Raw genomic sequence first — 26949 nt, 5'->3', positions numbered from 1 at the left:
CACAGGTACTCGGCATTCAAGCTATCGCGCCTGGCTTTTGCTCCAGTCCGTCAACAGGCTATACGCCACCGCCAGCAGGGTCGGGCCGATGAACAGGCCGATGAAACCGAAGGCAATCAACCCGCCGAACACCCCCAGCAGCACGATGACCAAGGGCAGGTTTCCGCCACGGCTGATCAGGTAAGGCTTGAGCACGTTGTCCACGCCACTGATGATGAACGTGCCCCAAATGCCGAGGAACACCGCCATCCCGTACTCACCCTTCCACGCCAGCCACGCCGTGGCGGGGATCCACACCAGCGGTGGCCCCATGGGGATCAGGCTCAACAGGAACGTGACGATACCCAGTACCAGCGCCCCCGGGACCCCGGCGATCAGGAAGCCTATCAGCGCCAGCACGGCCTGGGCCGCCGCGGTGCCAATCACGCCGTTGACCACCCGTTGCACCGTACCAGCCACCAGCTCGATGTAGTAACCGGCACGGTCGCCGATCAGACGCTCCAGCAACCCGTGGACGAACACCGCCAGGCGCGGGCCGTCGCGATAGAAAAAGAACACGAACACGATGCTCAGGGTCAGCTCGAGTATGCCGCCGCCAATCTGCGCACTGCGCGCCAGCAGCCAGTTGCCGACCTGCCCCAGGTAAGGCCTGGCGGACACCATCAGCGCGGCCCCCTGCTGGTCGATGCTGTTCCAGATGCCGACCAGCCGCTCGCCCACCAGCGGTACACCGGCCAACCAGGTCGGGGCTTCGGGCAAGCCGTCGACCTGTGCGTCCTTGATGAACGCGGTGGCATCGCGCACATGGTCAGCCAGGTTGAAACCCAGCCACACCAGCGGCACCGCCACCAACAACATCCAGCCGACTGTCAGCAGCGCCGCCGCCAGGGATTCGCGACCATTGACCCAGCGGGTCAGCAGGCGCATCAGCGGCCAACTGGCGAACGCCAGCACCGCCCCCCAGAACAGCGCCGACCAGAACGGCGCCATGACCCAGAGGCTTGCGCCGAACAACACCAGGAGCAGGATCTGCACCAACAGCCGATCGTTATTGATCATGTAGGGTCTCGAAAAAATGAACAGGAGCGCGGCAGCGGCGTGAAACCCGCTGCCCCGAGACAGCTTAGCGCAGCAACTCCAGGTGCAATCCCGCCGCCTCGCCGCTGGCGGCCTCCATGCGCGCCGCCCGAACGCCCTGGCCCGCCAGAGCCTCAATCCAATCCTCAGCCCGGGGACCGGCGATATTGACCCGCAAGCCCGTGTCCAGGTTCAGCGCCCGGGACAACAGGCGCAACCAGGTGTCGTCTGGCTCACCGGCAAGACGCGGCAAATCCAGGACCCCAGTGTCCTTGAGCTGGCGCAGCAGCGTGGCCGACGTCGGCAGCAAGTCCCCCAGCGCTGCGTTCGCCTCGAACTGCTCGACATGCAGGTAGGCCTTGCGATTGCCGCGGGTGATGGCATACAGCGCAATCAGTGTGCTGTCCGCCGGTGGTGCCAGGCGCAGCAGCAGGAAGGCCTGGTCGTTGTCGGCGCCATAGAGCTTGGAGTTGCCGAAGACGTCGTTGGCCCACAGGCTGCTTTCGCCGCAATCGCGGGCCTGGCACCAGAACAACAGCTCGGCGCCCTGTTTCTGCAACGCTTCGCGCGCTGCGGTAAAGGCCTGGGTGGCGGAATGTTCCGGCGGCAGTTCGTAAGTAACAGACGTGACGTTCCCACGGGCATCGACCTGGCCGTCGAAACGCAACTGGCCGCTGATCTTGCGGATCGAGCCCATGGGATAGACGCGTTCCATGTCGCTGGTTTGCCGGTAATCGACAATCTGCGCGTCGGGCATGCGCGGAACACGCTCCAGGTCGCGACTGCCTGGCACATCGACGGCGAACGACGCCGGGCTGAAGCAGGCCAGCACCAGCAGGACGAGTGAGTGAACGGATAATTTCATCGGGTCGGCTTGGCCTGGGACGCTTGGACGCAACGGGCGTCGTCGATGCACCGCGAGGCTGATAAACAGAGGTCTGTCATGGTTGTCTCCCTTTCAACCCGCCCAGCCTCGACAGTTGCCCGCCGCAAGTCAAGGAACGGTGAAGAACCGATTGAAACAGTCTGCTACAAGCGTGGCACCGACCTCGTCGTTCAGATGTAGATGATGGCCGCCGGGCAACTGCTCATGACTGAAGGGTAGACGCTCCAGCAACTCCGAGTGCTGGGCCAGCATGCCGTCGGCTGCCACCACCAGATGCGCCGGACAACCAACCCGCGCCACGAACGCCATGGCCTGTTCATCGGTCAGGCGCAAAGGCGATGGCAAGGTCAGGCGGTTGTCGGTGCGCCAGGTATAGCCCCCGGGCACCGGCATCAGGCCGCGCTGGGCCAGCAATTCGGCGGCCTCGCGACTGACCGCCACCAGCCCCTTCATCCGTGCTTCGATGGCCCGTTCGAGGGTTTTGTAGACCGGCTTGCGTTTCTGCTGCAGATCCAACTGGGCTTGCAGGGCCATGCCCATGCGCTCGGCCGAATTATCGCCTTTGGCTGTCGGAGGAATGACCCCGTCGATCAGCCCCAGGTGCGTCACCCGCTCCGGCAGGGAGCCGGCCAGCACCAGCGAGACAATGGCACCCATGGAGTGCCCCAGCAGGGCGAAACGCTTCAAGCCCAGTTGCTCGGCGACTTGCAGCACATCGTGGGCGTAGTCCCAGAGGGCATAACCGGCACCGGGCGGCCGATGCCCGGAGTGACCGTGGCCCGCCATGTCCAGGGCAATCACTCGCAGGCCCTCGAGCCTGGGCGCCAGGCGGGCGAAACTGTTGGCGTTGTCCAGCCAACCATGCAGGGCAATCACCGGCAGCCCATCTTCCGGCCCGAACAGGTGGGCCGCCAGTTCGATGTGCGGCAGGCTCAGGCGGACTTCCTCGACCACACTCATGCGTTGTGCCCTTCCCAACGCTGGAACAGGTTCTTGAGCAGGTTGGCCGTGTCCTGTGGACGTTCGAGGGGGAACATATGGCCGCCGGGCATGCTCAGGGATTCGCCATGGAGCATACGCCCCACCGAACGCGTGTGATGACGCATCACCACGCGACTCTGCCGACCGCGCACCACGGCCAGCGGCACCTTGAGCTTACGGGGCCGCCCGGGGCTGGTGTGCGGCACGCCGCGGTAAATGCTGATTTCGGTGGCAGGGTCGAAGCGCAGCCGTAACCGGTCGCCGACTTGTTGCAGACCGTGTTGCAGGTAGGCGTCGAAGCAATCCGGATCAAAGCTGCGGAACAGGGTCTTGCCGGCAAAATACTGCCGGGCCGATGCCAGGTCAGCGAACTCCTCACGCCGACCCAGGGTCCGGCCCGCTGGCGTCAGGCGGTCAATTAAGCCCAGGCGCTTGGCGGCCAGGATCACCCACTGGTCGGTACGGGTCAGCAGCGGCGAATCGAGCATGACCACGCCCCGATACAGCTCCGGGCAGCGCAACGCCGCGTGCAGGTGCAGCACGCCGCCCAGTGAGTGACCGACGCCCCACACAGGCGTCGGTTGCTGCTCCAGGTGATGGATCAGTTCGTCCACCAGGTTGTGCCAGTTATCGTCCACCGGAAAACGCGGGTCATGGCCGTGCAACTCCAGATGCGCGACCTGGTACTGCGGCGCCAGCGCGGCGAACAGCTTGCCGTAGGTGGCCGAGGGAAAACCGTTGGCGTGGGCGAAAAAAATCTGTTGCGACATGACAGCCGATCCATTGGGGAACTGGGGCAGATTGTCCGCAGAACCCGACGGCACGGCAATGACCGTAACTGACAGGAATGATGACAGTCGGGCTTGGGCTATGGGGTTGTATGAGCGATGAAAACCTGTGGCGAGGGAGCTTGCTCCCGCTGGGCTGTGTAGGAGCTGTCGAGTACAACGAGGCTGCGATCTTTCCCCAGGCACTTGAGTCCCAAGCGAAAGATCAAAAGATCGCAGCCTTCGGCAGCTCCTACGGCGCAGTCCAGCGGGAGCAAGCTCCCTCGCCACAAGAGCTTCCCCGCCACAAATGCATTCGGGTTCAACGCGCCGGCGGCTGTTCACCCAGCGGCACCACGGCCATGGTCAGGCGCGACACGCAGTTGACCTTGCCCTCGTCATTGACCAGGCGGATGTCCCAGACCTGGGTGGTGCGGCCCAGGTGGACCATCCGGGCCGTGGCGGTCACCCGTCCGCTGCGCACACCGCGCAGATGGTTGGCATTGATCTCCAGGCCCACGCAATAGAACTTGCTGGCATCGACACAGAGATAGGCCGCCATGGACCCGACCGTTTCGGCCAGTACCACCGAGGCACCGCCGTGCAGCAGGCCGAACGGCTGGTGGGTGCGATGATCGACCACCATGCTGGCGGTCAGGGATTCGTCATCGAAAGACTCGAAACGAATGTCCAGCATTTCGCTGATGGTATTTTTACCGGCAGCGTTCAGTTGCTCGATGTTGGGGGTGGTGCGCCACAGACTCATCGTTGCCCTTCCTGTGTGGTTTTTTTATTGCATTCAATCCTGCACAGCACTGTGGGAGCAAGGCTTGCCCGCGATGCAGACGCTGGGGTGGATCAGGTATTACAGACGCTTGAGCGTCATCGCCCCGGCCAGCGGCATGTCGCCTTCCAGCTCGGCCAGACCGGCGGTTTGCACCTGCTCGGGGTGTTGCAGATGGCCGTGCTGCAGAAAGCCCAGCAGGCTGCCCACCAAAGGGTTATGGCTGACCAGCAGCACATTGTCCTGGTCCTCGAGGCGTTCCAGGACTTTTTGCGGCCGGGTGTCCGGCGTGAGCCAGTTCACCGTGATCAGCTCAGGCTGAAAACCCAGTGCCTCGCGCACCAGTTGTGCGGTCTGCTGGGCGCGCAGATAGGGACTGGCGTAAATCGCGGTCAGGGGCTGGCCGATCAATTGCGCGGCACTGCGCAACACCTCCTCGCGACCGTGAGCCGTCAGGGCCCGCTCCGGATCGGGACGGGCACCGTACGGCTCAGCCTCACCATGACGCAACACCCACAATCTCATAGCTTCGGCTCCTCGTCCCGGGCCGGATGCGGGGCCGGCGCCACGGTGTGAGGCGCTTCACCTTCAGGCGTGCGCGGGGTCGGCCAGTCCGCGAACGGCCAGGGTTTCTGATCGCTGTGAAAGGTACCGAAACGACCGATCTGGGCCAGGAACTGGCTCAGGCTGTCGCCGAAATTCATCAGGCTGGCACTGGGAGCGCCGTAGATCAGCCGATAGATCAACTGCACCAGCACCACGGCGCCGAGGATGAATTGCGCCACCTGCCAGACCAGCAGGTAAATCACCATCCACAGCACACGCAGCAGGATGGATTCGTATTGGGGTTGTCCTTGCGGATCGTTCATGGCTCGCTCCTGCTTGCGGTCAATAAAGGTTCAGTTGAAACCGCTGGTGGAAATGAAATCGACGTCGGTCTTCGGTTCGCCACGCATCAACAGCTCGATCACCTGTTCAAGCGTGCGCCCTTCGAACAGGATCGCGTGCAGCCCGGCGACCAGCGGCATGTACACCCCCGCCTCCTGGGACTTGGCCTTGAGCACCTTGAGGGTATTGACCCCTTCGGCCACTTCACCCAGGCGCGACACGGCCTCGTCGAGGCTCAAGCCTTGGCCGAGGGCAAAACCGACCTGGTAGTTGCGGCTCTTGGGCGAGGAACAGGTGACGATCAGGTCGCCCACGCCGGCCAACCCCAGGAAGGTCATCGGATTGGCGCCCTGGCTGACGGCAAAGCGGGTCATTTCCGCCAGCGCACGGGTGATCAGCATGCTCTTGGTGTTCTCGCCCATGCCCAGCGCCACCGCCATGCCGGCGATGATGGCATAGACGTTCTTCAACGCCCCGCCCAGTTCCACACCGAAACGGTCGGCACTGGCGTAGACCCGAAAGGTGCGGCCATGCAATGCCGCCTGGACCCGCTGGCAGAGCTCCTCATCCTCACTGGCGACCACGGTGGCGGTCAGCGCGTGCTCGGCGATTTCCCGCGCCAGGTTCGGCCCGGAGATCACACCGATCCGAGCCTTGGGCGCGATTTCTTCGAGAATCTCGCTCATCAGCTTGAAGGTCTTGGCTTCGATGCCCTTGGTCAGGCTCACCAACAGCTTGCCGCTCAAGCGTTCTGCGTAGGGCGCCAGCACCGAACGCAAGGCGCTGGATGGCAAGGCGACGAAGAACAGGTCGCTGCCCTCCAGGGTTGCCTGCAAGTCAGTCACCGGTTCCACTTCCGGGCGGATCTTGATGCCCTTGAGGTAACGCGGGTTCTCGCGATTGACCCGGATGGCCTCGGCCTGCTCCGGGTCACGCATCCACTGGCGCACCGGGTGACCATTCTCGGCCAGCAGGTTAGCCACGGCGGTGCCGAAACTCCCGCCTCCCAGGACCGCAATCGGGCGCTGTTCAGTCATATGCAATCCGTTCATCCATACCAAGTGGCAATGCGGGGCATTATACGGAGCGGCCAGAGCGCGACCAGCCCCGGCAACAATTACCACCAGCTGTAGGAAGCTGACCATCAATTCCTAGGAAAATGCTGTCAACGCGAATGGAAAAGTCGTTCAGCTCGGTTAACATGCCCGCCATCCACCCTATCTCAAAGGCTGTGCCGTGTCCGTTGGCCCTTCCCGTCCAGGCTCGTCCCTGCTATTGGCACTGATCATCAGCCCGCCAGTGCTGGGCGACGACCTGTTCGTGGACAGCCAGCCCATGCCCCAGGTGCTGACGGCCACGCGCCTCAAGCAATCACCAGCGGCAGTGCCAGGCAGCATGACCGTGCTCGACAGCGAGTTGATCAAGGCCAGCGGCGCCCGCGATATCAGCGAACTGCTGCGCCTGGTGCCGGGCATGATGGTCGGCAACATCAGCGGCAACCAGGCCGCGGTGAACTACCATGGCACCAACTCCAGCGAAGCCCGCCGCATGCAAGTGCTGATCGACGGCCGCTCGGTGTACCGCGCCGGCCTGGCCACGGTGGACTGGAGCGATATTCCGGTGGCCATGGAGGACATCGAGCGGATCGAAGTCTTCCGCGGCCCCAACACCGTCAGCTACGGCGCCAATGCGCTGATGGCGGTGGTCAACATCATCACCCGTGCCCCGGCCGACAGCCACGGCACCCGGTTGAAAATCACCCGTGGCCAACGCGGCATCAGCGACTGGTACGCCAGCCAGGGCAGCGGTTGGGACGGCGGCGACCTGCGGTTGTCGTTGTCCGGCCAGGAAGACGATGGCTTTGACAGCGACCGCAACGGCGCCGATTACCGCGACAGCCGCCGCCTGAACCGCTTCAACCTGTCCGTCAGCCAGACGTTGAACGAGCAGCAAAGTATCGATTGGCAGTTGAACGCCAAGGACGGGACCAATCAGCGGCCCTACACCTACCACCCGGTGTTCGCCGGGATTACCGCCGCCGGCGACAATTCCGACGTCATCGCCAAGGACTACGCAGGCTCACTGCGCTGGAACCTGGACCTGGACCCCGACCACAGTCTTTATGTACAGGGCTCGATCCAGCACTGGGATCGCCAGCAGACCTGGCGCGCCTGCGACGCCGAGGTGTCCTTCAGCCCGCAATTGACCGACCTGTGGCAGCTCAACCCCTACTATGCCGAGAAGCTGGCGCGCAATATCCCCAGCTACATCAGCAGCGGCGCGCCAGCCGGCACGCCACAGGAACAGGCGTTGGCCAATCAGGTACTCGACCAGTGGCGCAACGGTGCCTCGCAAACCCTGTGCGGCGACATCGACCAGAGCGCCCGGGAATCGCGCTACGACCTGGAGATCCAGGACACCCTGAGCCTGTCCGACAGCCTGCGACTGGTCACCGGCGCCAACTATCGCTATGACCGGGCCGATTCGCAGACATACTTCAACGGCACCCTGGACGACACCACCTGGCGCCTGTTCGGCCAGCTCGAATGGCGGGCCACCGAGCATTGGTTGTTGCAGGGCGGCGCGATGTTCGAAGACACCCGCCTGACCGGCAGTTCGCTGACCCCACGGGTCGCGGTCAACTACCTGATCACCCCGCGCCACGGCCTGCGGGCGGTGTACTCCGAAGCCGTGCGCTCCCCGGACATGTTCGAGAACAACGTCAACTGGAGCTATCAAGTCACCAACCTGCAACCCGCCGCCTTCGGCCAGAACAGTGCCCGTTACTTCGTCCGGACCCGCGGCCCGGGCAACCTGGAACAAGAGCACATGCGCTCCCGGGAATTGGGCTACAACGGTTATTTCGTGGACCTGGGGCTGGCGGTCGACGTGAAACTGTTCCATGACGAAATCACCGACATGATCAGCGAACCGTTGCGCAACAATCAGTACATCGCCAGCAACAGCAACGAATCGCAATTCTCCGGGGCCGAAACCCAGGTCGACTGGCGCGTGACCAGCGCCGACCGCCTGCGCCTGACCTATGCCTATGTCGACGCCCAGGCCAGCAACCCCCTCGACGAACAACTGACCGCCCGCAACAGCGGTTCGGCCGGCTGGCTACGGGACTGGGGCCAAGGCTGGAACAGTGCGCTGTTCTATTACGCCGCCGACGCCCTCAATGGCTATCGCTACGAACGGGTAGACACCCGCCTCGCCCGGCGCATTCCCCTGGGCAAGGCCAGCCTGGAACTGGCAGGAGTCCTGCAGCAGCGCCTGGACAACCAGCCCACCACGTTTATCGACAATCGCTACGACTCCCGCCATGTCGTGTACTTCAGCGCGGAGTTGTCTTTCTAGATGTCCCGACGCCCACCCCGCAAGACGCCATTTCATGGCCGCCTGACGCTAGCCCTATGCCTGGTGTTTGCCGGTTGGCTGGCGACCATCGAGGCCCAGGCCGCCGAGATCCTGCTGACCGGCGCCGAGGACAGCCCCGGCGTGCAATCTTTCACCCATGCCCTGAAAACCCTGCGCCCTGAAGACAGCGTGCGGTTTACGCCGCTGGCCAACCTGCCAGCACCAGACAAGCTGCCGGGCAATGTCCGCCTGATCCTGCTTGACCTGCCCAGCCTCGACTGGCGCCTGCAAGACGCCCGCGGCCCGGCCACCCTGGTGCTGCGCATCAGCCGCCAGCAAGCCCGTGATCGCCTGGGCGAAGCAACGCCTGCGCACCTGAGCCTGCTGTGGAGCGATCCACCGATGGCGCGGCAATTGCGGCTGATCCGCGCCATCCTGCCGCAGGTGCGACGGGTCGGCGTGCTCTACGACACCCACAGCGAATTCCTGCTCAAGGACATTCAACAGGCCGCGGCACCGCTGGGCCTGACCCTCGTCAGCGAACGCTGGGACGACACCAATGACAGCCGTTCCCTGCAAAACCTGCTGGGCCAGAGCGACGTGCTGCTGGGTCTCGATGACCCCGACTTGTACAACCCCAAGACCGTGAAGAACCTGTTGCTCAGCAGCTACGCCCGGCAACGCGCCCTGATCGGGCCCAGCGCCGCATTCGTCAAGGCCGGCAGCCTGGCCAGCACCTATAGCGACCAACAAGACTGGCTGGCGATTCTCGACGAGTTGCTCGACCGCCCCGCCACCACCTGGCCGCGCACCCTGTATCCGGACCGTTTCAAGGTCCTGGGCAACCGGCAGGTCTCCCGCTCACTGGGGATCGAACCGATTGATGCCGAATCCGTCGCGGCAACGTTGGCCGAAGGAGAACACCGCCCATGACCTTGCGTCGCCGTTGGGACATCAACACCCGAACCCAGCTCATCGCCCTCGGCCCGGCGTTGCTGCTGACTGTGCTGCTGATCAGTTTCTTTACCTTCGTGCGGATCCAGGACTTGCGCCAGGAGCTCAATCACACCGGGCAACTGATCGCCAACCAACTGGCCCCCGCCACGGAATACGGGGTGATTTCCGGCAACAAAGAAGTGTTGGAAAGCCTGCTCACCGCCACCCTGGCGACCCCACACGTGCGCTTCCTGGAGATCCAGGACAGCACCGACAAGGTCCTGGTGTACGTCGAACAACCCGAGCAAACCCGCAGCCGTGGCCAGCAGGTTGAAGTCTTCCAGGCCCCGGTGCGCCTGCAGCGCATCGCCCTGAACAATGATTTCCTGCAGGGCAACAGCCCATCCGTGGAGGCCTCCGGCGAAGATTACCTGGGCCGCGTGATCGTCGGCATGTCCAGTGACGCCTTCAGTCAGCGGCAACAGGAGATTCTGTTCAAGGCCGCGATCCTGGCGTTGTTCGCCCTGCTGTTCACCTTCCTGGTGGCGCGCCGGCTGGCGACCAACCTGTCCCGGCCGATCCGCGACATCGGTAACGCGGTCAAGGCCATCCAGCAAGGCGACTACAGCACCCCGCTGCCCATCGTCGATGACGCCGAGCTGGGGGCCTTGTCGCGGCACATCAACAACCTGGCCGATGGTTTGGGGCAAGCCAGCCGCGAACAGCACCAGGCCATGGCGCAGTTGATCAAGACCCGTGAAGAAGCGGAAAAAGCCAACAGCGCCAAGTCCGAATTCCTGGCGATGATGAGCCATGAACTGCGCACGCCCATGAACGGCGTACTGGGCATGCTGCAGTTGCTGGAAACCACCCGCATGACCGACGAGCAGCACGAGTACACGGCGCTGGCCTCGGAATCCACCGAACACCTGCTGAAGGTGATCAACGACATCCTCGATTTCTCGCGCATCGAACGCTCGGCCCTGGAGCTGGAGCACATCCCGTTCAACCTGGCAGAACTGGTGAGCAGTTGCGCGCAGTCGTTCCAGCACAGCGCCGCGCAGCGCAAGCTGGGCCTGGACCTGCTGGTCCCGGACGACCTGCAGGCCTTGCAGGTCCAGGGCGATCCGACGCGGATACGGCAGATCCTGGTCAACCTGATCGGCAATGCACTGAAATTCACCGAGCAAGGCCGTGTCACCGTGCAATGCCAGTGGCAGGCCCTGGACCACGAACTGCTGTGGTTCACCTGCACAGTGCGCGACAGTGGCATCGGAATCCCGGCCGAGAGCCTGGAGCGCATGTTCGACGCCTTCCAGCAGGCCGACAATTCGATCTCCCGGCGCTACGGCGGCACCGGCCTGGGCCTGCCGATCGCCCGTACCCTGGCCGAGCGCATGGGCGGGACGCTGCGGGCCCAGAGCGAAGAAGGCCAGGGTTCGGTGTTCACCCTCGAAATCCCGCTGGCCCTGTCGCGCCAGACGCCAGTGACCCTGGCGCCGCGCCTGCCTATCGGCAGCGGCAGCGGCGATGGCGAAGGCCGCAACGTATTGCTGGTGGAAGACAATCCGGTCAACCAGACAGTGGTCGAAGCCATGCTGCGCAGCCTGGGCTTCACCGTCAGCATCGCCACCGATGGCGCCCAGGCTGTACGCAGCGCCGAAAGCCTGATTTTCGAGGCGATCCTCATGGATTGCCGTTTGCCCATCATCGATGGCTACGAAGCCACGCGGCAGATCCGTCAGTTGCCGGGCTGCGGCGAGGTGCCGATCATCGCCCTGACGGCCAACGCCTTGCAGGGTGACCGCGAAGCCTGCCTCGCGGCGGGCATGAACGATTACCTGGCCAAGCCGTTCAAAAGGAACGACCTGCAGCAGATTCTGCAGCGCTGGGTGAATTAGAACAGGTCACTGGACCATCTGTGACTGGCGTGAAAGGCGAAAGTGCGGCAGTCTTAAGCACCCGAACAAGCCTCGATTGGGGCTTGAATAAAAATTTCAGTGCACAGGTGTACATTCATTTCCCGTGTGCTGTGACTTTCACTACAACGCAATAGTCTATGAGTAGGCTGTCGATTCGAGGCATGAACGCTTCGGTCGGCCGGGAAGATTTGCCCCACCCTGCCGCATGGGACTATTGAGGAGCTCGCATGACCAAACAAAACGCCTTTACCCGGGAAGATTTGCTGCGCTGCAGTCGCGGTGAGCTGTTCGGCCCAGGTAACGCGCAACTGCCCGCCCCGAACATGCTGATGGTGGATCGCATCACCCATATCAGCGAAGAGGGTGGCAAGTACGGCAAAGGTGAATTGGTCGCCGAGCTGGATATCACTCCGGACCTGTGGTTCTTCGCCTGCCACTTCGAAGGTGATCCGGTCATGCCGGGCTGCCTGGGCCTTGACGCCATGTGGCAACTGGTCGGTTTCTTCCTCGGCTGGCAAGGCCTGCCGGGTCGCGGTCGCGCCCTGGGCTCGGGCGAAGTGAAGTTCTTTGGTCAGGTCCTGCCGACCGCCAAGAAAATCACCTATAACATTCATATCAAGCGTGTCCTCAAGGGCAAGCTGAACATGGCCATTGCCGATGGTTCGGTCGCCGTGGATGGTCGCGAGATCTACACCGCCGAAGGCCTCCGGGTTGGCGTTTTCACCTCCACTGACAACTTCTAAGGGTTATCCGCATGCGCCGCGTCGTTATCACTGGTCTGGGCATCGTTTCGTGCCTGGGCAATGACAAAGAGACCGTCTCCGCTAACCTGCGTGCAAGTCGCCCTGGCATCCGGTTCAATCCGGAATATGCCGAAATGGGTCTGCGTAGCCAGGTTTCCGGCTCCATTGACCTTCCCCTCGAAGAGCTGATCGATCGCAAGATCTACCGTTTCGTCGGCCACGCGGCGGCTTACGCCTACCTGGCCATGAAGGACGCCATCGCTGACTCCGGGCTGACCGAAGAGCAGGTTTCCAACCCGCGCACCGGCCTGATCGCCGGTTCCGGTGGCGCCTCCACCTTGAACCAGATGGAAGCGCTGGACATCCTGCGCGAGAAAGGCGTCAAGCGCGTTGGCCCGTACCGCGTCACGCGGACCATGGGCAGCACCGTTTCCGCCTGCCTGGCCACGCCGTTCAAGATCAAGGGTTTGAACTACTCGATCTCCTCCGCTTGCGCCACCAGTGCCCACTGCATTGGTAATGCGGTCGAGCAGATCCAGATGGGCAAACAAGACATCGTGTTCGCCGGTGGCGGTGAAGAAGAACATTGGAGCCAGTCGTTCCTGTTCGACGCGATGGGCGCCCTGTCCAGCAAGCGCAACGACACCCCGGACAAGGCTTCCCGCGCCTACGATGCAGACCGTGACGGCTTCGTCATCGCTGGCGGCGGCGGCATGGTGGTGGTCGAGGAGCTGGAACACGCCCTGGCCCGTGGCGCCAAGATCTACGCGGAAATCGTCGGCTACGGCGCCACTTCCGACGGCTACGACATGGTCGCACCAAGCGGTGAAGGCGCCGTGCGTTGCATGCAGATGGCCATGTCCACCGTTGATGCACCGATCGACTACCTGAACACCCACGGCACCTCGACTCCGGTCGGCGACGTCGCGGAAATGAAAGGTGTGCGCGAAGTGTTCGGCGACAAGGCCCCGGCCATCAGCTCCACCAAGAGCCTGTCGGGTCACTCCCTGGGCGCCGCCGGCGTTCACGAAGCGATCTACTGCATGCTGATGATGGAAGGCAACTTCATGGCCGGTTCCGCCAACATCGACGAACTGGATCCGGAAGTGGCCGACCTGCCAATCCTGACCAAGACTCGCGAAAACGCCACCATCAATACCGTGATGAGCAACAGCTTCGGCTTCGGCGGCACCAACGCCACCCTGGTCATGCAGCGCTGGCAGGGCAAGTAAGCCCCGTCGCTACGCCACACACAAAAACGCCCCGACTGGTTCGGGGCGTTTTTTTTGCCTGGCAAATATGTCTGAGCTCATTGTGGGAGCGAGCTTGCTCGCGATAGCGGTGGATCAGCCTGCATCAATGTTGAATGTGCCGCAGCCATCGCGAGCAAGCTCGCTCCCACAGTGCTCCCTCAATCAGCGCACGACAAACCGCTGCTGCGTCAGCAGCCGATCCCCCTGGAACACCATGAACCGCCACTCCCCCGGCACCACTTCGTGGCTTTCGGTGAATTCGTAGGCCATGACATCCTGAGGCGCGCCGGGCACCAGTTTCTGGATGACCTCGAACTTGTCGTGGCGCACGCCATCAGGGGTGCGGATGCCGGGAGTGAAGTACAACAGAGTCAACGGCTGGTCATCCGCGACCTTGCCGGCCAACTGGTAGCGCATGCCGAACTTGGTGCCCAGCTTCGCCGGCACGCTCTCGGTCTGGCGGATCTGCTCGTTGCTGCGCCGCAGGACCCGCTCTCCCGATTGCAGCTCGGCTTGCGGCCCGTCGAAAACACCGTACTCCACCGGGCCTTCGACACGGACTTCGGCCTGTGCCAGGCCGCAGGTCAACAACAGCGCGACCAGTGCGCTTGAACGGGTGAGGTGCATAGTGCGCTCCTTGATTGAGATGAGCGCGAGGGTATGACGCGGGAGTGACAGGCTGATGACAAAGCGATGTTGGCCATGCCAGCTATAACTTGGGGATAGGGTTGACCTGTGGCGAGGGAGCTTGCTCCCGCTCGACTGCGCAGCAGTCGCCAGATTTGGGGCTACTGCGTAGCCCAGCGGGAGCAAGCTCCCTCGCCACAAAAGCGGACTCAGCGGGCCACTGAGCGCGGCAATACCGAAAGAAAGTTATCCCGCGCCACCTTCCGCGCCACGTCTTGCGGCAAGGCATCGAGAAACGGATCGAAGCTGCGCAGCTCCTTGCCCAACTTGTTGAACCGTCCGACGACATCCGAACCCACCATGAAGCGCTCAGGAAAGCGCTCCACCAGCGTTAGCCACTCATCCCGCGGCTTACCCGCCTCGTCCAGCAAGTACGGCGTGAGCACGCTCCAGGACAGGTCTATGTACAGATTGGGGTAAGCCTCGAGCATGCGGGTCAGGGTCGGCAACAGAAAATCCAAGCGGGTCTGGTGGCGATGGATCTCCATGCTGGTACCGGCGTGAGCCCAGATGAAGCGCGTATGCGGATGATTGCGCAACGGCTCCTCGATTTCTGCCAGATACAGCGGATTTTTCTCACGCTTGGAAGTGATGTTGGAATGCAGCATCACCGGCAAGTCGTTCTCGGCCGCCAGGTGATAGATCCGCGTCATGGCTTCATTGTTGGCCCGCGGGGTGTCGCCCGAGGTCAGCGCCGTCAGGTCGTCGTGGCGGGTGAAGACCTCGCCGATGCCTTGCCACAAACCCGGGTAGAGATCGAGCATGCGCTGGATATGGGCGGCGGAGTTCTTGTCGTTGGGGTTGAAGCCCGACAGGAAGGGATGAAAGTGCCGGCGCTGCTCGTCGGTCAGCTTGCTCACCGCCGCGGCGACAATCACGTCGGTGGCGCTGTACCAATAGGCATCCGCATCGTCACCGGCGTAATAGCGCGGACGCTTGGGCTCGTCCTCATGCCATTTCTTGGCCACCGGCACACCGGAAATCATCACATGCTCAATGCGATTGTCCGCCATCGCCTGGAGCAACTTGGGCATGCCGGCGGTTTCCTGGAAGAAATCGACGTAATGCAGGTGCGCATCGCTGTAGGCATATTCATGAGCCACGGCGCCGCTGCTGGAAACGACCAGTAGCCAGGCGCAGATCAGACGAGTCAGGGGCACGGGCAGTCTCCAGAAGCCTTGAACAGCGTAGACCCTAACCGTCCCGCCTGGGTTCAAGGCGTATCTGCCGCGTCTGCCGACGACGGGTTATGCTTCGTGCAACCGTTGTTCAACCTGGAAGACAACATGAGCACTCCCCTGACCGTTCGCCCCCGCGCCGAAGATGTCGAAGGCCAGCCGATTCTTCGCCCGCTGCCGTCCGCCAAATGCCGCAGCGTCGGGCCTTTCGTGTTCTTCGATCACATGCTGCAAACCACCTACCCGGCCGGCAGAGGCATGAACATCCGCCAACATCCGCATATCGGCCTGTCCACCCTCACCTACCTGTTCCAAGGAAAACTCCAGCACAAGGACAGCCTGGGTTCCGACCAGGTGGTGGACGCCGGGGATGTCAGCTGGATGACCGCCGGCAGCGCCATCGCCCACGTCGAGCGCACCCCAGAGTCATTGCTGGGCAGCGCATTCGTCATGCATGGGTTGCAAGTCTGGCTGGCCTCGCCCAAGGCCCACGAACAAGGCCCCGGGCACTACAGCCATCACCCGGCACACAGCCTGCCGGTCAGCGAGAACCTGGGGGTCAGCATCCGGATGATCGCCGGGTCAGGCTTTTGCCTGGAATCGCCGGTGCCGGTGCTGTCGCCAACGCTGTATGCCGAGTTGATGCTGCAAACCGCGACGACCTTGCTGATTCCCACCGAACATGCAGAGCGGGCCCTGTATGTGCTGAGCGGCGAGGCGTCATTGGATGGCGAGCCGGTAGAAGCCCATTCCCTGGTGATCCTGCCGACAGGGGAAGAAATGACGCTGTTTGCCGACAATGACTGCCATGCCGTGCTGTTCGGCGGTGCGCCCCTGGACGGACCGCGACGGATCAACTGGAACTTCGTTTCCAGCGACCCGGCCCGGATCGATGAGGCCCGCCGGCGCTGGGCCGCTGGAGACTGGCCGGCGGTGCCGGGGGAAAGCGAGCGGATCGAGTTGCCCTAGCTTCACAACATCCTGTGGCGAGGGGGCTTGCTCCCGCTTGGCTCTGTAGGAGCTGGCGAAGCCTGCGATCTTTTGATCTTGATCTTTCGCTTGAGGTTCAAGTGACTGGGGAAAGATCGCAGCCTCGTTGCACTCGACAGCTCCTACACAGCTCCTACAGGCCCAGCGGGAGCAAGCTCCCTCGCCACAGGTTCAACTTGAAGCATTCAGCCCCTGAACACTTCATCCAACAAATTATGCATCGACCTGAACGCCCGCCCGGCGACCTTGGCGTCGTACATCATCTTGCCCGGCACATTGGCCTGCGGGTCGGTGAACGAATGCACCGCACCGCCGTAGCTCAGCAGTTGCCAATCCACCCCGGCGGCGTTCATTTCATCTTCGAAGGCCGGTAGCTGCTCTTTCGGCACCAGCGGGTCCGAGGCGCCATGCATGACCAACACCGCGCCCTTGATGTTCTGCGCATCGGCCGGGTTCGGTGTATCCAGGGTGCCGTGGAAGGAAATCGCCGCCTTCAGCGGTGCGCCGCTGCGGGCCAGTTCCAGGGCGCAGCAGCCACCGAAGCAAAAGCCGAACGTGGCCAGCCTGGAAGCGTCGACCTGCGCTTCGCCCTGGCTCTGCAGTTGCTCAAGCGCCGCCTGCATGCGCTTGCGCAACAACGCCCGGTCGTTCTTGAGGGGCATCATCGCCGCTCCCGCCTCATCGGCATTGCTCGGGCGAACCGCCTGCCCGTACAGGTCGGCGATCAACACCACATAACCGTTGGCCGCCACCGATCTGGCGATGTCCTCGGCCCCCGCCCCTACGCCCATCCAATTCGGCGCCATCAGCAAACCCGGGCGCGAGCCCTGTTGGCTGACGTCGAAGGCCAGGCGACCTTCATAACTTTGACCATCGATCTGATAGACCAGCGAACGAACCGTAACCTGACTCATGACGGACTCCTTTTTGACTGAACACCAGAAATGAAAAAACCCGCCGAAGCGGGTTTTTCCTGCACTTACTTTAAGCTGACAGCTCAACCAACAGCTTGTTCAGGCGACGCACATACGCCGCCGGGTCCTTCAGGCTGTCGCCAGCCGCCAGGGCCGCCTGGTCGAAGAGGATGTGCGACAGATCGCCGAAACGCTCTTCGCTCTGCTCGTTGTCGAGTTTTTCCACCAGCGGGTGGGCCGGGTTGAATTCGAAGATCGGCTTGGAGTCCGGGACTTTCTGGCCGCTGGCTTCGAGGATCTGGCGCATTTGCAGGCCCAGGTCCTGCTCACCGATGGCTAGGATCGCCGGGGAATCGGTCAGGCGGTGCGAGACACGCACTTCGCTGACAGCATCGCCCAGGGCCGCCTTGATCCGCTCGACCAGGCCTTCCTTGCTCTTGGCGACTTCTTCGGCGGCTTTCTTGTCTTCTTCCGAATCCAGGTTGCCGAGGTCCAGGTCACCACGGGCCACGTCGACAAAGCTCTTGCCGTCGAACTCGCTGAGGTAGCTCATCAGCCATTCATCGATGCGGTCGGTCAGCAGCAGCACTTCGATGCCTTTCTTGCGGAAGACTTCCAGGTGCGGGCTGTTCTTGACCTGTGCATAAGTTTCACCGGTCAGGTAGTAGATCTTGTCCTGGCCTTCCTTGGTGCGGGCCAGGTAATCGGCCAGGCCAACGATCTGCTCGCCATCGTCACCCTGGGTCGACGCAAAACGCAGCAGGCCGGCGATCTTCTCTTTGTTGGCGAAGTCCTCGGCCGGACCTTCTTTCATCACCTGGCCGAAGTTTTTCCAGAAGCCCTTGTACTGCTCGGGCTCGTTCTTCGCCAGTTTTTCCAGCATGTCCAGCACGCGCTTGGTCAGTGCCGACTTCATGGAATCGATGATCGGATCTTTCTGCAGGATTTCCCGCGAAACGTTCAGCGACAAATCGTTGGAGTCCACCACACCCTTGATGAAGCGCAGGTACAGCGGCAGGAACGATTCGGCCTGGTCCATCACGAACACACGCTGCACGTACAGCTTCAGGCCGCGTGGCGCTTCGCGCTGGTACAGATCGAACGGCGCACGGGCCGGCACGTACAGCAACGAGCTGTACTCCAGCTTGCCTTCGACCTTGTTATGGCTCCAGCTCAGCGGGTTCTCGAAGTCGTGGGCGATGTGCTTGTAGAACTCCTGGTATTCCTCGTCTTTCACCTCGGTGCGCGGACGGGTCCACAAGGCACTGGCGCGGTTGACGGTTTCCCATTCCACTTCAGGCTTTTCTTCGCCTTCGGCAGCGGTGACTTCCTTCGGCAGCTCAATTGGCAGCGCGATATGGTCGGAGTACTTCTTGATGATGTTGCGCAGACGCCAGCCATCGGCGAACTCGTCTTCACCGGACTTGAGGTGCAGCACAATGCGGGTGCCGCGATCAGCCTTGTCGACGGTGGCGACTTCAAACTCGCCCTCGCCCTTGGACGACCAGTGCACGCCTTCGCTCGCTGCGAGGCCGGCACGGCGGCTGAACACTTCAACCTGGTCGGCAACGATGAACGCGGAATAGAAACCGACGCCGAACTGACCAATCAGGTGGGAATCTTTCTTCTGGTCACCGGACAGGTTCTTCATGAAGTCGGCGGTGCCGGACTTGGCGATGGTGCCCAGGTGCGTGATCACCTCTTCGCGGCTCATGCCAATGCCGTTGTCTTCGAGGGTGACGGTTTTCGCGTCCTTATCGAAGCTCACACGGATTTTCAGCTCAGCGCCGCCTTCCAGCAATTCTGGCTTGGAAAGGGCTTCGAAACGTAATTTGTCGACAGCGTCAGAGGCGTTCGAAATCAACTCGCGAAGGAAAATTTCCTTATTGGAATACAGCGAGTGAATCATCAGGTGCAGCAGTTGCTTCACCTCGGTCTGGAAGCCCAGGGTTTCCTTTTGAGTTTCCACGCTCATGGTCATCAAACTCCAAGTGGATGGTGGTGTCCGCCTCGCTGAGATTGGCGGCGGGATGTCCTCAAGGTGGGGGCAACGCTGATGATTTCAAGGGCGATCCGGTTTTGACGGCTCCTGGATCTTGAAATGCGCCCGGGCGGTAGCGATGGGTTGTGCCTCGGCGTCTTGCCAGGCGGTGATCGCGACGTTGGCCACCCGCCCCTGGCACCTGGCCGGGTGCTGACGGAGTGTGTTGCGAAGAAATTGCCTGAGCCACGGATAATCGCTGCTTTAATACCCGACGGCGGTTCACGAAGAACAATGGCCGAGTAAAAAGGAGCGTCAATGCATCAGGTAAAGCTGCCATTAGGTGGAGCATTATGGATGGCAGCAAGCCTGCTTTCATTCATAGGCATGGCTGTCGCGGCACGAGAGCTTTCCAAGTTCATGTCGATCTTCGAGATCCTGTTTTTCAGGTCCCTGGTCGGACTGATCATTGTTTTTCCGGTTATTTACCAACAGCGCGCCAAGCTCAAACAAGCCCGAGACCTGGGTCTGCAGATTGGCAGGAACGCGGTTCACTTCGCCGGACAATATGCCTGGACCATTGGCGTGGCATCGCTTCCGTTGGTTAAGGTCTTTGCCCTGGAGTTCACCACCCCGATATGGGTTTCCCTCCTGGCGTTTTTATTCTTGAAGGAAAAACTCTCCACCGCCAGGATATTCGCCGCCATCGGCGGTTTCCTGGGTGTCCTGATCGTCCTAAGGCCCGGCCTTGATAGCATTGAACCCGCCGCGTTCATCGTTCTTCTGGCCGCCATGGGCTACGCGACATCCATCATCATGGTGAAAAAACTGACGTTGACCAGCAGTCCCGCCATCATCGTGATCTGGATGGTGCTTCTACAATTGCCCTTGGGCCTTGGTCTGTCCCTGGCACAATGGCGTACCCCTACGCTCGCCTGCCTCCCCTGGATCCTGCTGTTGGGTATAACGGGTTTAAGTGCGCACTTTGCCATGGCCAAGGCACTGAGCGTCATGGAGGCCTCCATTGCCATCCCGATTGATTTTTTCAGAGTGCCACTCATTGCCGTCGTTGGTTTTTTTCTCTACGGCGAGCCTCTCGAAATCTGGGTATTGGTCGGCGCGGTGATTATCTTCGCCTCAAACTATCTGACCTTCCGGGTCGAACAAAAGAACATGCCATCGTCAACTTCACCAAGCCCCGAGTGATCAGCTCAAGGGCGATCCGGTTTTGACGGCTCCTGGATCTTGAAATGCGCCCGGGCAGTGGCGATGGGTTGTGCCTCGGCGTCTTGCCAGGCGGTGATCGCGACGTTGGCGACCCGCCGGCCCTGGCGCCAGACCTGGCATTTGGCATAGGTGTCGCGAAACTGTCCGGTGCGCAGGTAATCCAGGGAGAAATCGATGATTTTCGGTATGCCCGGCGTGCCAGTGGCGATCAACAGATGCACGGCAGCGGCCAGCTCCATGAAACCGGCGATGACCCCACCGTGGATGGCCGGCAGTAAAGGGTTACCAATGTTGTCTTTGTTGGCCGGCAGGCGAAACAACAAGTCGTCGCCCTGGCGCGTGCATTCGACGCCGATGAGTTGGGCATAGGGAATCGAGGCGAGCAGCAGCGCATAGTCGCCCTGCTCGCAGGCGCGGCGCAGTTGTTCCTGGAGGATATCGGTCATGGCTGGCCCACAGCGGTCATCGGAACGCCCTTCCCCATTCCCCTGGCATGCTGGCCCAGGCGCATGAATGTCCCCACCACATGGGCGATGGGTTGCTCGGGATCGTCCTGGTAGGCGAAACCCCGGGTGAAGATCACGTCCGGGGTCACTCGATAGCATTGCGCGAAGCCGTAGACATCCTTGTGGGGCTCGGCGGCATGCATGTAGTCGATGCGCAGGTCGAGGGTGGGACAGACTTCGAATTGCGGCAGCACACACAAGGTCGACATGCCGCACGCGGTGTCCATCAACGAGGTCAACGCCCCGCCGTGGATGATGCCCGTCAGGGGATTGCCGACGATTTGCGGGCTGAACGGCAGGATGACCGTCAGCCCGTCACGACTGGCACTGTGCAACTTCAAGCCCAGTACCTGGCAATGCCTGAGTGCGGATAAAAAACGTGTTGCACGCTCAAAAACGGGGTCTTCGGCCATTCGATTAACGCTCCAATGAGTGACGAGACCTGACCACAGGCGCGATGCACAAAGTTCCATCGCAGTGCAAAGTTATATATCTGTTACACAACAGGAACTTAATCCGAGGGGAGGCGTTCAAAAGGCCAGTAGTTATTTCCATAAGGAGAAACACCCCATGCGTAAGACTTTTGCTATTGCCTTGATGTTGGCCGCTTCCCTCGGCCTCGCTGCCTGCGATAAAAAATCCGAGGACAAAGCTCAAGATGCCCAACAACACGCTGAGCAAGCTCAGCAAGACATGAACAAAGCACAGGATAAAGTGAACGACGCGGCGAAAGAAAACGCCGAAGCCGCCAAAAAGCAGGCTGAATCGAACGAAGCGGCCGCGAAAGAAGCAGCCCCAGCTACTCCAGCGACTCCAGCTAAAACCAACTGATACGGTTTTAGCAGCAAAAGAAAACCCGCCTGGTGCGGGTTTTCTTTTGCCTGCGATTTGGCGGCGCCGCCTGTCAGGCTGCTTCCTTGCCCACCTCGGACACGGGTGCTTCGGTGGGGGTATAGACCATCACGTCCAGTACATCGGAGTGAAACTCGCGCTGATACAGCACGAACACCACGCCAGCACTCATCAACATGAATAACCAGGGGCTGACGAACCACGCCAACATGGTCATGCCGAAATAATAGGCACGCAGCCCGAAGTTGAACTGGTTGGCGGCCATGGAGATCACTCGCGCTGCCCTCAGCGCAAAGGCCTTGCGCTCCTGCTCCGACACATGGCGCTCGCCGATCATCGGTGCCGAGCCAATCAGGACCGCCGCGAAGTTGTACTGGCGCATGCACCAACTGAACGTGAAGAACGCATACACGAACACCAGTGCCAGGCACAGCAACTTGACCTCCGCCATGCCCTGGGACGCCTGCTGCACCATGGGTATGTCCGCCAGCAACGACACCGCCCGATCGGACGCCCCGAGTACCGTCAGGATACCGGCCAGGATGATCAATGTGCTGGAGGCGAAGAAGGATGCGTTGCGCTCCAGGTTCCCGATCACGCTGGCATCGGCGATACGGTTCTCACGCAGCAGCATGCGGCGCATCCAGTCTTCACGGTACAGGTGCATCACACTGGCCAGGCACGCCGTGTCGCGCGCCTTCCAGGTGGCATAACGGGTGTAGCCCGCCCAGCAGATGATGAACCAGGCGGCGGCAAGCAGGTGGATCAGGTTGGCTTGGATGAATGACATTCGATTTCCTGTGTGTCTAAAAACATGACGTCTAAAGCCAGACTTGCCTTGAAATGCCGACCTGTGGGAGTGAGCTTGCTCGCGATGGCGTCGGATCAGTCAGCGATGAGGTGGCTGATAGACCGCTATCGCGAGCAAGCTCGCTCCCACAGGGTTCTGTGCAGGTTTTTCAAGACACTGCTTCGACGTTAGCCCATGGAAAAAGACACTGCACTCAAAAAAAATGCCCCATATCGATTGATACGGGGCATTTCAGTCTTGCCGATGGATCTGCCAGTAGGCCGCTTAAGCCAACGCTTCGCTGCGCTTGCCCAGCAGGCGATCGCACACCACCGCGACCGCCAGGGTCATCACCGAAGGCACCAGCCAGGCCAGGCCCTGCTCGCTCAGCGGCAGGTGGGCCAGTTGCGCCGGCATCCAGTCCGCCAGGCCAGCGCCCTTGAGCGCATCGATCAGACCAAACAGGAACGACACCAGCATCACCGGGCCAACGATGCGCCCCTGCTCGTGCCAGAAGTCCTTGCAGAAGCTCAGGGCCACCAGGGCGATGCACGGCGGATAGATCGCGGTGAGGACCGGAATCGAGAACGCGATCAGCTTGGTCAGGCCCAGGTTGGAGACCAGCAGCGAAAAGGCCGCCAGGATCACGACCAAGGTCTTATAGGACAGCGGCAGGACGCGGCTGAAGTACTCGGCGCAAGCGCAGGTCAGGCCAACTGCGGTCACCAGGCACGCCAGGGAGATGAGTACGGCGAGGAAACCACTGCCCAGGCTGCCGAAGGTGTGTTGCACGTAGGCATGCAGCACAGCGGCGCCGTTGGTTGCGCCCACTGCCACCTCATGACTGCCCGAACCCAGGCGGAACAGGCTGACGTAGACCAGCGCCAGGCCCACCCCGGCAATCAGCCCGGCAATGATCGCATAGCGGGTGATCAAGGCCGGCGACTCGACGCCCCGGGAACGGATCGCGTTGACGATGACAATGCCGAACACCAAGGCGCCCAGGGTATCCATGGTCAGGTAGCCGTTGATGAACCCTTGGGAGAACGGTGCCGCGATGTACTCGGGGGTCGCCACGCCGACATCGCCGGCGGGCAAGGCAAACGCCGCGATGCCGAGCACGGCCAGGGCGATGATCTTCAGTGGCGCGAGGAAGCGCCCGACGGTGTCCAGCAGGCGGCCCGGGTAGAGCGAGATGAAAAACACCAGCAGGAAATACGCTGCGCTATAGAGGAACAGCGCCAGCGGGCTTTCACCGGTAAACGGCGCCAAGCCGACTTCGAACGAAACGGTGGCGGTACGCGGCGTGGCGAACAACGGGCCGACGGCCAGGTAGCACACCGCCGCCAGTACACCACCGGCGAGCTTGCCGATGGGGCTGCTCAAGGCGTCCATCGCACCGCCCACCTTGGCCAGTGCAACGACCGTGATGACCGGCAGCCCGACCGCCGTGATCAAGAAGCCCAGCGCCGCCATCCAGACATGAGGTCCGGACTGCAAACCGACGATAGGCGGGAAGATGATGTTGCCGGCCCCGACGAACAGGGCAAATGTCATGAAACCTAGCGCCAGGATGTCCTGGCCTTTCAACACTTTCATTAAGGAAACCACACTACTGAATCGGAATTTAGAGAGGGATTTCCCTTATGGATGAGGGAAATGCTGCCGATCCGTATGGGACCGACCCGTTTAGCGCGGCGCTTCCTTGTGGGCAGCGGTCGCAAAAATGGCTGCTAGCCTAACGAATTTAGCGAGAAAGCGCACTGTTAAGGGGCGAACTATCCGATGCACGACGTTCGTGTGTCGCGTTTACGCATCTATTTTTCCGGGTCGCTCTAGCGTGTACAGGCCGCAGCAGTACCCTTGTGGCGAGGGAGCTTGCTCCCGCTGGGCTGCGCAGCAGCCCCAATACAGGCAACCGGATCTATTCAGGTAAAACGGTACTGTCTGGTTTACGACTGCTGCGCAGCCGAGCGGGAGCAAGCTCCCTCGCCACAAGAGCCCTCGGCGGCTGCACAGGCATAGGGCCAGAAACGACAAAGGCCACCCGAAGGTGGCCTTTGTTGCTGGAACGAAAAGGTCAGCCGAAGCTTACTTCTTCATTTCCCAGCCAGTCAGCTCGGCCAGGGCCTTGCCGATGTCTGCCAGCGAACGCACGGTTTTCACGCCTGCGTCTTGCAGTGCAGCGAATTTCTCGTCTGCAGTGCCTTTGCCGCCAGAGATGATTGCGCCAGCATGGCCCATGCGCTTGCCCGGAGGAGCAGTCACACCAGCGATGTAGGAAACAACCGGCTTGGTCACGTTGGCCTTGATGTAGGCAGCCGCTTCTTCTTCAGCCGAACCGCCGATCTCACCGATCATGACGATCGCTTCGGTCTTCGGGTCTTCCTGGAACAGCTTCAGGATGTCGATGAAGTTCGAGCCTGGGATCGGGTCACCGCCGATGCCGACGCAAGTCGACTGACCGAAACCGGCGTCAGTGGTCTGCTTCACAGCTTCGTAGGTCAGGGTGCCGGAACGGGAAACGATACCGACCTTGCCTGGCAAGTGAATGTGACCTGGCATGATGCCGATCTTGCATTCGCCTGGAGTGATCACGCCTGGGCAGTTAGGGCCGATCAGGGTGATACCCAGCTCGTCGCACTTGACCTTGGCTTCCAGCATGTCGATGGTCGGGATGCCTTCGGTGATGCAGACGATCAGCTTGATGCCGCCGAACGCCGCTTCAAGGATGGAGTCCTTGCAGAAAGGAGCTGGAACGTAGATCACGCTGGCGGTGGCGCCAGTGGCGGCTACAGCGTCTTTCACGGTGTTGAACACTGGCAGGCCCAGGTGCTCGGTGCCGCCCTTGCCCGGTGTTACGCCGCCAACCATCTTGGTGCCGTATTCGATGGCTTGCTGGGTGTGGAAACTACCTTGCGAACCGGTAATACCCTGGCAGATAACCTTGGTGTCTTTATTGATCAGGACGCTCATTATTTGCCCTCCGCAGCTTTGACAACTTGTTGAGCAGCGTCGGTCAGGCTGGTAGCAGCGATGATGTTCAAACCGCTTTCTGCCAGTACTTTAGCGCCCAGCTCAGCGTTGTTGCCTTCAAGGCGAACAACAACCGGGATTTTCACGCCAACTTCTTTCACGGCGCCGATGATGCCTTCGGCAATCATGTCGCAGCGAACGATGCCGCCGAAGATGTTGACCAGTACTGCAGCGACGTTGGTGTCGGACAGGATGATCTTGAACGCTTCGGTTACGCGTTCCTTGGTAGCACCACCGCCCACGTCGAGGAAGTTGGCTGGCTTGCCGCCATGCAGGTTGACGATGTCCATGGTACCCATGGCCAGGCCAGCACCGTTGACCATGCAGCCGATGTTACCTTCCAGGGCTACGTAGTTCAGTTCGAACTTGGCAGCGTGCGCTTCGCGCGGATCGTCTTGCGACGGATCGTGGAAAGTCTTCAGCTTAGGCTGACGGTACATGGCGTTGGCGTCGATGTTGATCTTGGCATCGAGGCAGTGCAGGTCGCCGTCGGCCTTGATCACCAGCGGGTTCACTTCCAGCAGTGCCAGGTCGTGATCCTTGAACAGCTTGGCCAGACCTACGAAGATCTTGGCGAACTGAGCAACTTGCTTGCCTTCCAGGCCCAGCTGGAATGCCAGCTCGCGACCCTGGAATGGCTGTGCGCCAACCAGTGGATCGATGGTGGCCTTGAGGATTTTCTCAGGGGTATCGTGAGCGATTTTCTCGATGTCCACGCCACCTTCGGTGGAAGCCATGAACACGATGCGGCGGCTCGAACGGTCAACGACAGCGCCCAGGTACAGCTCTTTAGCGATATCAGTGCACGATTCAACCAGGATCTTGGTGACTGGCTGACCGTTGGCGTCAGTCTGGTAAGTCACCAGACGCTTGCCCAGCCACTGCTGTGCGAAGGCTTTGGCGTCTTCTTTGCTGCGAACCAGCTTGACGCCGCCCGCTTTACCGCGACCACCGGCGTGAACCTGGGCTTTGACAACCCATTCGCTGCCACCGATTTTGTCGCAAGCTTCTGCTGCCGCTTCCGGGGTGTCTACCGCGTAACCGGTGGATACTGGCAGGCCGTACTCAGCGAACAGCTGCTTACCCTGATACTCGTGAAGATTCATGCTTATTACCGTCTTCGTTAGGTACTGCGCATTCGGTGCTGCACCGTTCTGGTGCCGCACCACCTGTGACTGCTGCTTGCGTAGC

At 61.4% G+C, this 26949-nt stretch carries 26 protein-coding genes and 1 pseudogene; 8 read left to right on the top strand and 19 right to left on the bottom strand.

Annotated elements, in window-relative coordinates; translation table 11 throughout:
• Window positions 1–21: 21 nt before the first annotated feature.
• The 8 genes from AB4Z20_RS18225 to AB4Z20_RS18190 all read right to left on the bottom strand — a co-directional run bounded on the left by AB4Z20_RS18225 (window position 22) and on the right by AB4Z20_RS18190 (window position 6420).
• On the bottom strand, window positions 22–1059 hold the full coding sequence (locus AB4Z20_RS18225) for an AI-2E family transporter (protein ID WP_003204378.1): 1038 nt from the start codon (window positions 1057–1059) through the stop codon (window positions 22–24).
• A 64-nt stretch (window positions 1060–1123) separates the two neighbouring features.
• Complete coding sequence (locus AB4Z20_RS18220; protein WP_253476953.1) at window positions 1124–1942, bottom strand: DUF4892 domain-containing protein; 819 nt, start codon at window positions 1940–1942, stop codon at window positions 1124–1126.
• 129 nt (window positions 1943–2071) lie between these two features.
• Window positions 2072–2923: an alpha/beta hydrolase gene (locus AB4Z20_RS18215; RefSeq protein ID WP_442090348.1), complete on the bottom strand. Its 852-nt coding sequence runs from the start codon at window positions 2921–2923 to the stop codon at window positions 2072–2074.
• On the bottom strand, window positions 2920–3714 hold the full coding sequence (locus tag AB4Z20_RS18210; protein WP_253476958.1) for an alpha/beta fold hydrolase: 795 nt from the start codon (window positions 3712–3714) through the stop codon (window positions 2920–2922). The genes AB4Z20_RS18215 and AB4Z20_RS18210 overlap by 4 nt, the downstream gene beginning before the upstream one ends.
• 319 nt (window positions 3715–4033) lie before the next feature.
• Window positions 4034–4477, bottom strand: coding sequence for a hotdog fold thioesterase (locus AB4Z20_RS18205; RefSeq protein WP_063324859.1), 444 nt, complete (start codon window positions 4475–4477; stop codon window positions 4034–4036).
• A gap of 99 nt (window positions 4478–4576) precedes the next feature.
• A complete protein-coding gene (gene sixA, locus AB4Z20_RS18200; RefSeq protein ID WP_320389281.1) occupies window positions 4577–5020 on the bottom strand; it encodes a phosphohistidine phosphatase SixA in 444 nt (147 codons plus the stop codon).
• Window positions 5017–5364, bottom strand: a complete 348-nt coding sequence (locus AB4Z20_RS18195) for a DUF4389 domain-containing protein (RefSeq protein WP_003204392.1) — start codon at window positions 5362–5364, stop codon at window positions 5017–5019. The genes sixA and AB4Z20_RS18195 overlap by 4 nt, the downstream gene beginning before the upstream one ends.
• 30 nt (window positions 5365–5394) lie before the next feature.
• Entirely contained in the window at window positions 5395–6420 is a 1026-nt protein-coding gene (locus AB4Z20_RS18190) for an NAD(P)H-dependent glycerol-3-phosphate dehydrogenase (protein WP_003204394.1), read from the bottom strand.
• A gap of 199 nt (window positions 6421–6619) precedes the next feature.
• On the opposite strand from AB4Z20_RS18190, the gene AB4Z20_RS18185 reads away from it, so the two are divergent.
• The 5 genes from AB4Z20_RS18185 to fabB all read left to right on the top strand — a co-directional run bounded on the left by AB4Z20_RS18185 (window position 6620) and on the right by fabB (window position 13576).
• Complete coding sequence (locus AB4Z20_RS18185; RefSeq protein ID WP_442090347.1) at window positions 6620–8743, top strand: TonB-dependent receptor plug domain-containing protein; 2124 nt, start codon at window positions 6620–6622, stop codon at window positions 8741–8743.
• Window positions 8744–9676 (top strand): ABC transporter substrate-binding protein, encoded by a 933-nt coding sequence (locus AB4Z20_RS18180; protein ID WP_253476965.1) that lies wholly within the window; start codon window positions 8744–8746, stop codon window positions 9674–9676.
• The gene (locus tag AB4Z20_RS18175) at window positions 9673–11580 is read left to right on the top strand and encodes an ATP-binding protein (RefSeq protein ID WP_258689061.1); all 1908 of its coding nucleotides are present in this window, start codon (window positions 9673–9675) and stop codon (window positions 11578–11580) included. The genes AB4Z20_RS18180 and AB4Z20_RS18175 overlap by 4 nt, the downstream gene beginning before the upstream one ends.
• A 248-nt stretch (window positions 11581–11828) precedes the next feature.
• The gene (gene fabA / locus AB4Z20_RS18170; protein ID WP_003204400.1) at window positions 11829–12344 is read left to right on the top strand and encodes a 3-hydroxyacyl-[acyl-carrier-protein] dehydratase FabA; all 516 of its coding nucleotides are present in this window, start codon (window positions 11829–11831) and stop codon (window positions 12342–12344) included.
• A gap of 11 nt (window positions 12345–12355) precedes the next feature.
• Window positions 12356–13576, top strand: a complete 1221-nt coding sequence (gene fabB, locus AB4Z20_RS18165; RefSeq protein WP_014339570.1) for a beta-ketoacyl-ACP synthase I — start codon at window positions 12356–12358, stop codon at window positions 13574–13576.
• Window positions 13577–13759: 183 nt separating this feature from the next.
• On the opposite strand, the gene AB4Z20_RS18160 is transcribed toward fabB, so the two are convergent.
• Both AB4Z20_RS18160 and AB4Z20_RS18155 read right to left on the bottom strand, forming a co-directional pair.
• A complete protein-coding gene (locus AB4Z20_RS18160; protein WP_025214927.1) occupies window positions 13760–14224 on the bottom strand; it encodes a DUF3859 domain-containing protein in 465 nt (154 codons plus the stop codon).
• A gap of 209 nt (window positions 14225–14433) precedes the next feature.
• Complete coding sequence (locus tag AB4Z20_RS18155) at window positions 14434–15444, bottom strand: amidohydrolase family protein (protein WP_253476970.1); 1011 nt, start codon at window positions 15442–15444, stop codon at window positions 14434–14436.
• Between the two features lie 126 nt (window positions 15445–15570).
• On the opposite strand from AB4Z20_RS18155, the gene AB4Z20_RS18150 reads away from it, so the two are divergent.
• Complete coding sequence (locus AB4Z20_RS18150) at window positions 15571–16431, top strand: pirin family protein (RefSeq protein WP_442090346.1); 861 nt, start codon at window positions 15571–15573, stop codon at window positions 16429–16431.
• 206 nt (window positions 16432–16637) lie between these two features.
• On the opposite strand, the gene AB4Z20_RS18145 is transcribed toward AB4Z20_RS18150, so the two are convergent.
• The 3 genes and pseudogenes from AB4Z20_RS18145 to AB4Z20_RS18135 all read right to left on the bottom strand — a co-directional run.
• Window positions 16638–17366 carry a dienelactone hydrolase family protein gene (locus tag AB4Z20_RS18145; RefSeq protein WP_442090345.1) on the bottom strand — a complete coding sequence of 243 codons (729 nt, stop codon included), beginning with the start codon at window positions 17364–17366 and terminating at the stop codon, window positions 16638–16640.
• A 70-nt stretch (window positions 17367–17436) separates the two neighbouring features.
• Complete coding sequence (htpG, locus tag AB4Z20_RS18140) at window positions 17437–19341, bottom strand: molecular chaperone HtpG (RefSeq protein ID WP_024617132.1); 1905 nt, start codon at window positions 19339–19341, stop codon at window positions 17437–17439.
• Window positions 19342–19428: 87 nt separating this feature from the next.
• A pseudogene (locus tag AB4Z20_RS18135) lies at window positions 19429–19611 on the bottom strand (PaaI family thioesterase); the annotation flags it as partial.
• Between the two features lie 54 nt (window positions 19612–19665).
• Between AB4Z20_RS18135 and AB4Z20_RS18130 the strand changes: the two are divergent.
• Window positions 19666–20553: a DMT family transporter gene (locus AB4Z20_RS18130; protein ID WP_442090344.1), complete on the top strand. Its 888-nt coding sequence runs from the start codon at window positions 19666–19668 to the stop codon at window positions 20551–20553.
• Between the two features lie 5 nt (window positions 20554–20558).
• On the opposite strand, the gene AB4Z20_RS18125 is transcribed toward AB4Z20_RS18130, so the two are convergent.
• Together AB4Z20_RS18125 and AB4Z20_RS18120 are read right to left on the bottom strand one after the other, a co-directional pair.
• On the bottom strand, window positions 20559–21020 hold the full coding sequence (locus AB4Z20_RS18125; RefSeq protein WP_253476982.1) for a PaaI family thioesterase: 462 nt from the start codon (window positions 21018–21020) through the stop codon (window positions 20559–20561).
• Window positions 21017–21493 (bottom strand): PaaI family thioesterase, encoded by a 477-nt coding sequence (locus tag AB4Z20_RS18120; protein WP_214509659.1) that lies wholly within the window; start codon window positions 21491–21493, stop codon window positions 21017–21019. The genes AB4Z20_RS18125 and AB4Z20_RS18120 overlap by 4 nt, the downstream gene beginning before the upstream one ends.
• 157 nt (window positions 21494–21650) lie before the next feature.
• Between AB4Z20_RS18120 and AB4Z20_RS18115 the strand changes: the two genes are divergently transcribed.
• The gene (locus AB4Z20_RS18115) at window positions 21651–21911 is read left to right on the top strand and encodes a hypothetical protein (protein WP_053189659.1); all 261 of its coding nucleotides are present in this window, start codon (window positions 21651–21653) and stop codon (window positions 21909–21911) included.
• 73 nt (window positions 21912–21984) lie between these two features.
• Here the strand turns inward: AB4Z20_RS18115 and AB4Z20_RS18110 are convergent, their stop codons facing one another.
• The 4 genes from AB4Z20_RS18110 to sucC form a co-directional block, all read right to left on the bottom strand.
• Window positions 21985–22722 (bottom strand): DUF599 domain-containing protein, encoded by a 738-nt coding sequence (locus AB4Z20_RS18110; RefSeq protein WP_018610109.1) that lies wholly within the window; start codon window positions 22720–22722, stop codon window positions 21985–21987.
• 285 nt (window positions 22723–23007) lie between these two features.
• Window positions 23008–24321: a branched-chain amino acid transport system II carrier protein gene (gene brnQ / locus AB4Z20_RS18105; protein ID WP_253476984.1), complete on the bottom strand. Its 1314-nt coding sequence runs from the start codon at window positions 24319–24321 to the stop codon at window positions 23008–23010.
• A 492-nt stretch (window positions 24322–24813) separates the two neighbouring features.
• The gene (gene sucD, locus AB4Z20_RS18100) at window positions 24814–25698 is read right to left on the bottom strand and encodes a succinate--CoA ligase subunit alpha (RefSeq protein WP_003179236.1); all 885 of its coding nucleotides are present in this window, start codon (window positions 25696–25698) and stop codon (window positions 24814–24816) included.
• Window positions 25698–26864 carry an ADP-forming succinate--CoA ligase subunit beta gene (sucC, locus tag AB4Z20_RS18095; protein ID WP_007919879.1) on the bottom strand — a complete coding sequence of 389 codons (1167 nt, stop codon included), beginning with the start codon at window positions 26862–26864 and terminating at the stop codon, window positions 25698–25700. The genes sucD and sucC overlap by 1 nt, the downstream gene beginning before the upstream one ends.
• Window positions 26865–26949 lie beyond the last annotated feature (85 nt).

It is taken from the genome of Pseudomonas sp. KB_12 (assembly GCF_052114545.1).
Classification (GTDB): Bacteria; Pseudomonadota; Gammaproteobacteria; order Pseudomonadales; family Pseudomonadaceae; genus Aquipseudomonas; species Aquipseudomonas brassicacearum.
The sequence above is the reverse complement of the archived record's forward strand: the minus strand, read 5'-3'. Positions and strand labels throughout refer to the sequence as shown.

Coding starts and splice junctions, on each gene's coding strand:
- AB4Z20_RS18225 (WP_003204378.1), bottom strand. CDS start 1,059: ATGATCAATAACGATCGGCTGTTGGTGCAGATCCTGCTCCTGGTGTTG.
- AB4Z20_RS18220 (WP_253476953.1), bottom strand. CDS start 1,942: ATGAAATTATCCGTTCACTCACTCGTCCTGCTGGTGCTGGCCTGCTTC.
- AB4Z20_RS18215 (WP_442090348.1), bottom strand. CDS start 2,923: ATGAGTGTGGTCGAGGAAGTCCGCCTGAGCCTGCCGCACATCGAACTG.
- AB4Z20_RS18210 (WP_253476958.1), bottom strand. CDS start 3,714: ATGTCGCAACAGATTTTTTTCGCCCACGCCAACGGTTTTCCCTCGGCC.
- AB4Z20_RS18205 (WP_063324859.1), bottom strand. CDS start 4,477: ATGAGTCTGTGGCGCACCACCCCCAACATCGAGCAACTGAACGCTGCC.
- sixA (WP_320389281.1), bottom strand. CDS start 5,020: ATGAGATTGTGGGTGTTGCGTCATGGTGAGGCTGAGCCGTACGGTGCC.
- AB4Z20_RS18195 (WP_003204392.1), bottom strand. CDS start 5,364: ATGAACGATCCGCAAGGACAACCCCAATACGAATCCATCCTGCTGCGT.
- AB4Z20_RS18190 (WP_003204394.1), bottom strand. CDS start 6,420: ATGACTGAACAGCGCCCGATTGCGGTCCTGGGAGGCGGGAGTTTCGGC.
- AB4Z20_RS18180 (WP_253476965.1), top strand. CDS start 8,744: ATGTCCCGACGCCCACCCCGCAAGACGCCATTTCATGGCCGCCTGACG.
- AB4Z20_RS18175 (WP_258689061.1), top strand. CDS start 9,673: ATGACCTTGCGTCGCCGTTGGGACATCAACACCCGAACCCAGCTCATC.
- fabA (WP_003204400.1), top strand. CDS start 11,829: ATGACCAAACAAAACGCCTTTACCCGGGAAGATTTGCTGCGCTGCAGT.
- fabB (WP_014339570.1), top strand. CDS start 12,356: ATGCGCCGCGTCGTTATCACTGGTCTGGGCATCGTTTCGTGCCTGGGC.
- AB4Z20_RS18160 (WP_025214927.1), bottom strand. CDS start 14,224: ATGCACCTCACCCGTTCAAGCGCACTGGTCGCGCTGTTGTTGACCTGC.
- AB4Z20_RS18150 (WP_442090346.1), top strand. CDS start 15,571: ATGAGCACTCCCCTGACCGTTCGCCCCCGCGCCGAAGATGTCGAAGGC.
- AB4Z20_RS18145 (WP_442090345.1), bottom strand. CDS start 17,366: ATGAGTCAGGTTACGGTTCGTTCGCTGGTCTATCAGATCGATGGTCAA.
- htpG (WP_024617132.1), bottom strand. CDS start 19,341: ATGAGCGTGGAAACTCAAAAGGAAACCCTGGGCTTCCAGACCGAGGTG.
- AB4Z20_RS18130 (WP_442090344.1), top strand. CDS start 19,666: ATGCATCAGGTAAAGCTGCCATTAGGTGGAGCATTATGGATGGCAGCA.
- AB4Z20_RS18125 (WP_253476982.1), bottom strand. CDS start 21,020: ATGACCGATATCCTCCAGGAACAACTGCGCCGCGCCTGCGAGCAGGGC.
- AB4Z20_RS18120 (WP_214509659.1), bottom strand. CDS start 21,493: ATGGCCGAAGACCCCGTTTTTGAGCGTGCAACACGTTTTTTATCCGCA.
- AB4Z20_RS18115 (WP_053189659.1), top strand. CDS start 21,651: ATGCGTAAGACTTTTGCTATTGCCTTGATGTTGGCCGCTTCCCTCGGC.
- AB4Z20_RS18110 (WP_018610109.1), bottom strand. CDS start 22,722: ATGTCATTCATCCAAGCCAACCTGATCCACCTGCTTGCCGCCGCCTGG.
- brnQ (WP_253476984.1), bottom strand. CDS start 24,321: ATGAAAGTGTTGAAAGGCCAGGACATCCTGGCGCTAGGTTTCATGACA.
- sucD (WP_003179236.1), bottom strand. CDS start 25,698: ATGAGCGTCCTGATCAATAAAGACACCAAGGTTATCTGCCAGGGTATT.
- sucC (WP_007919879.1), bottom strand. CDS start 26,864: ATGAATCTTCACGAGTATCAGGGTAAGCAGCTGTTCGCTGAGTACGGC.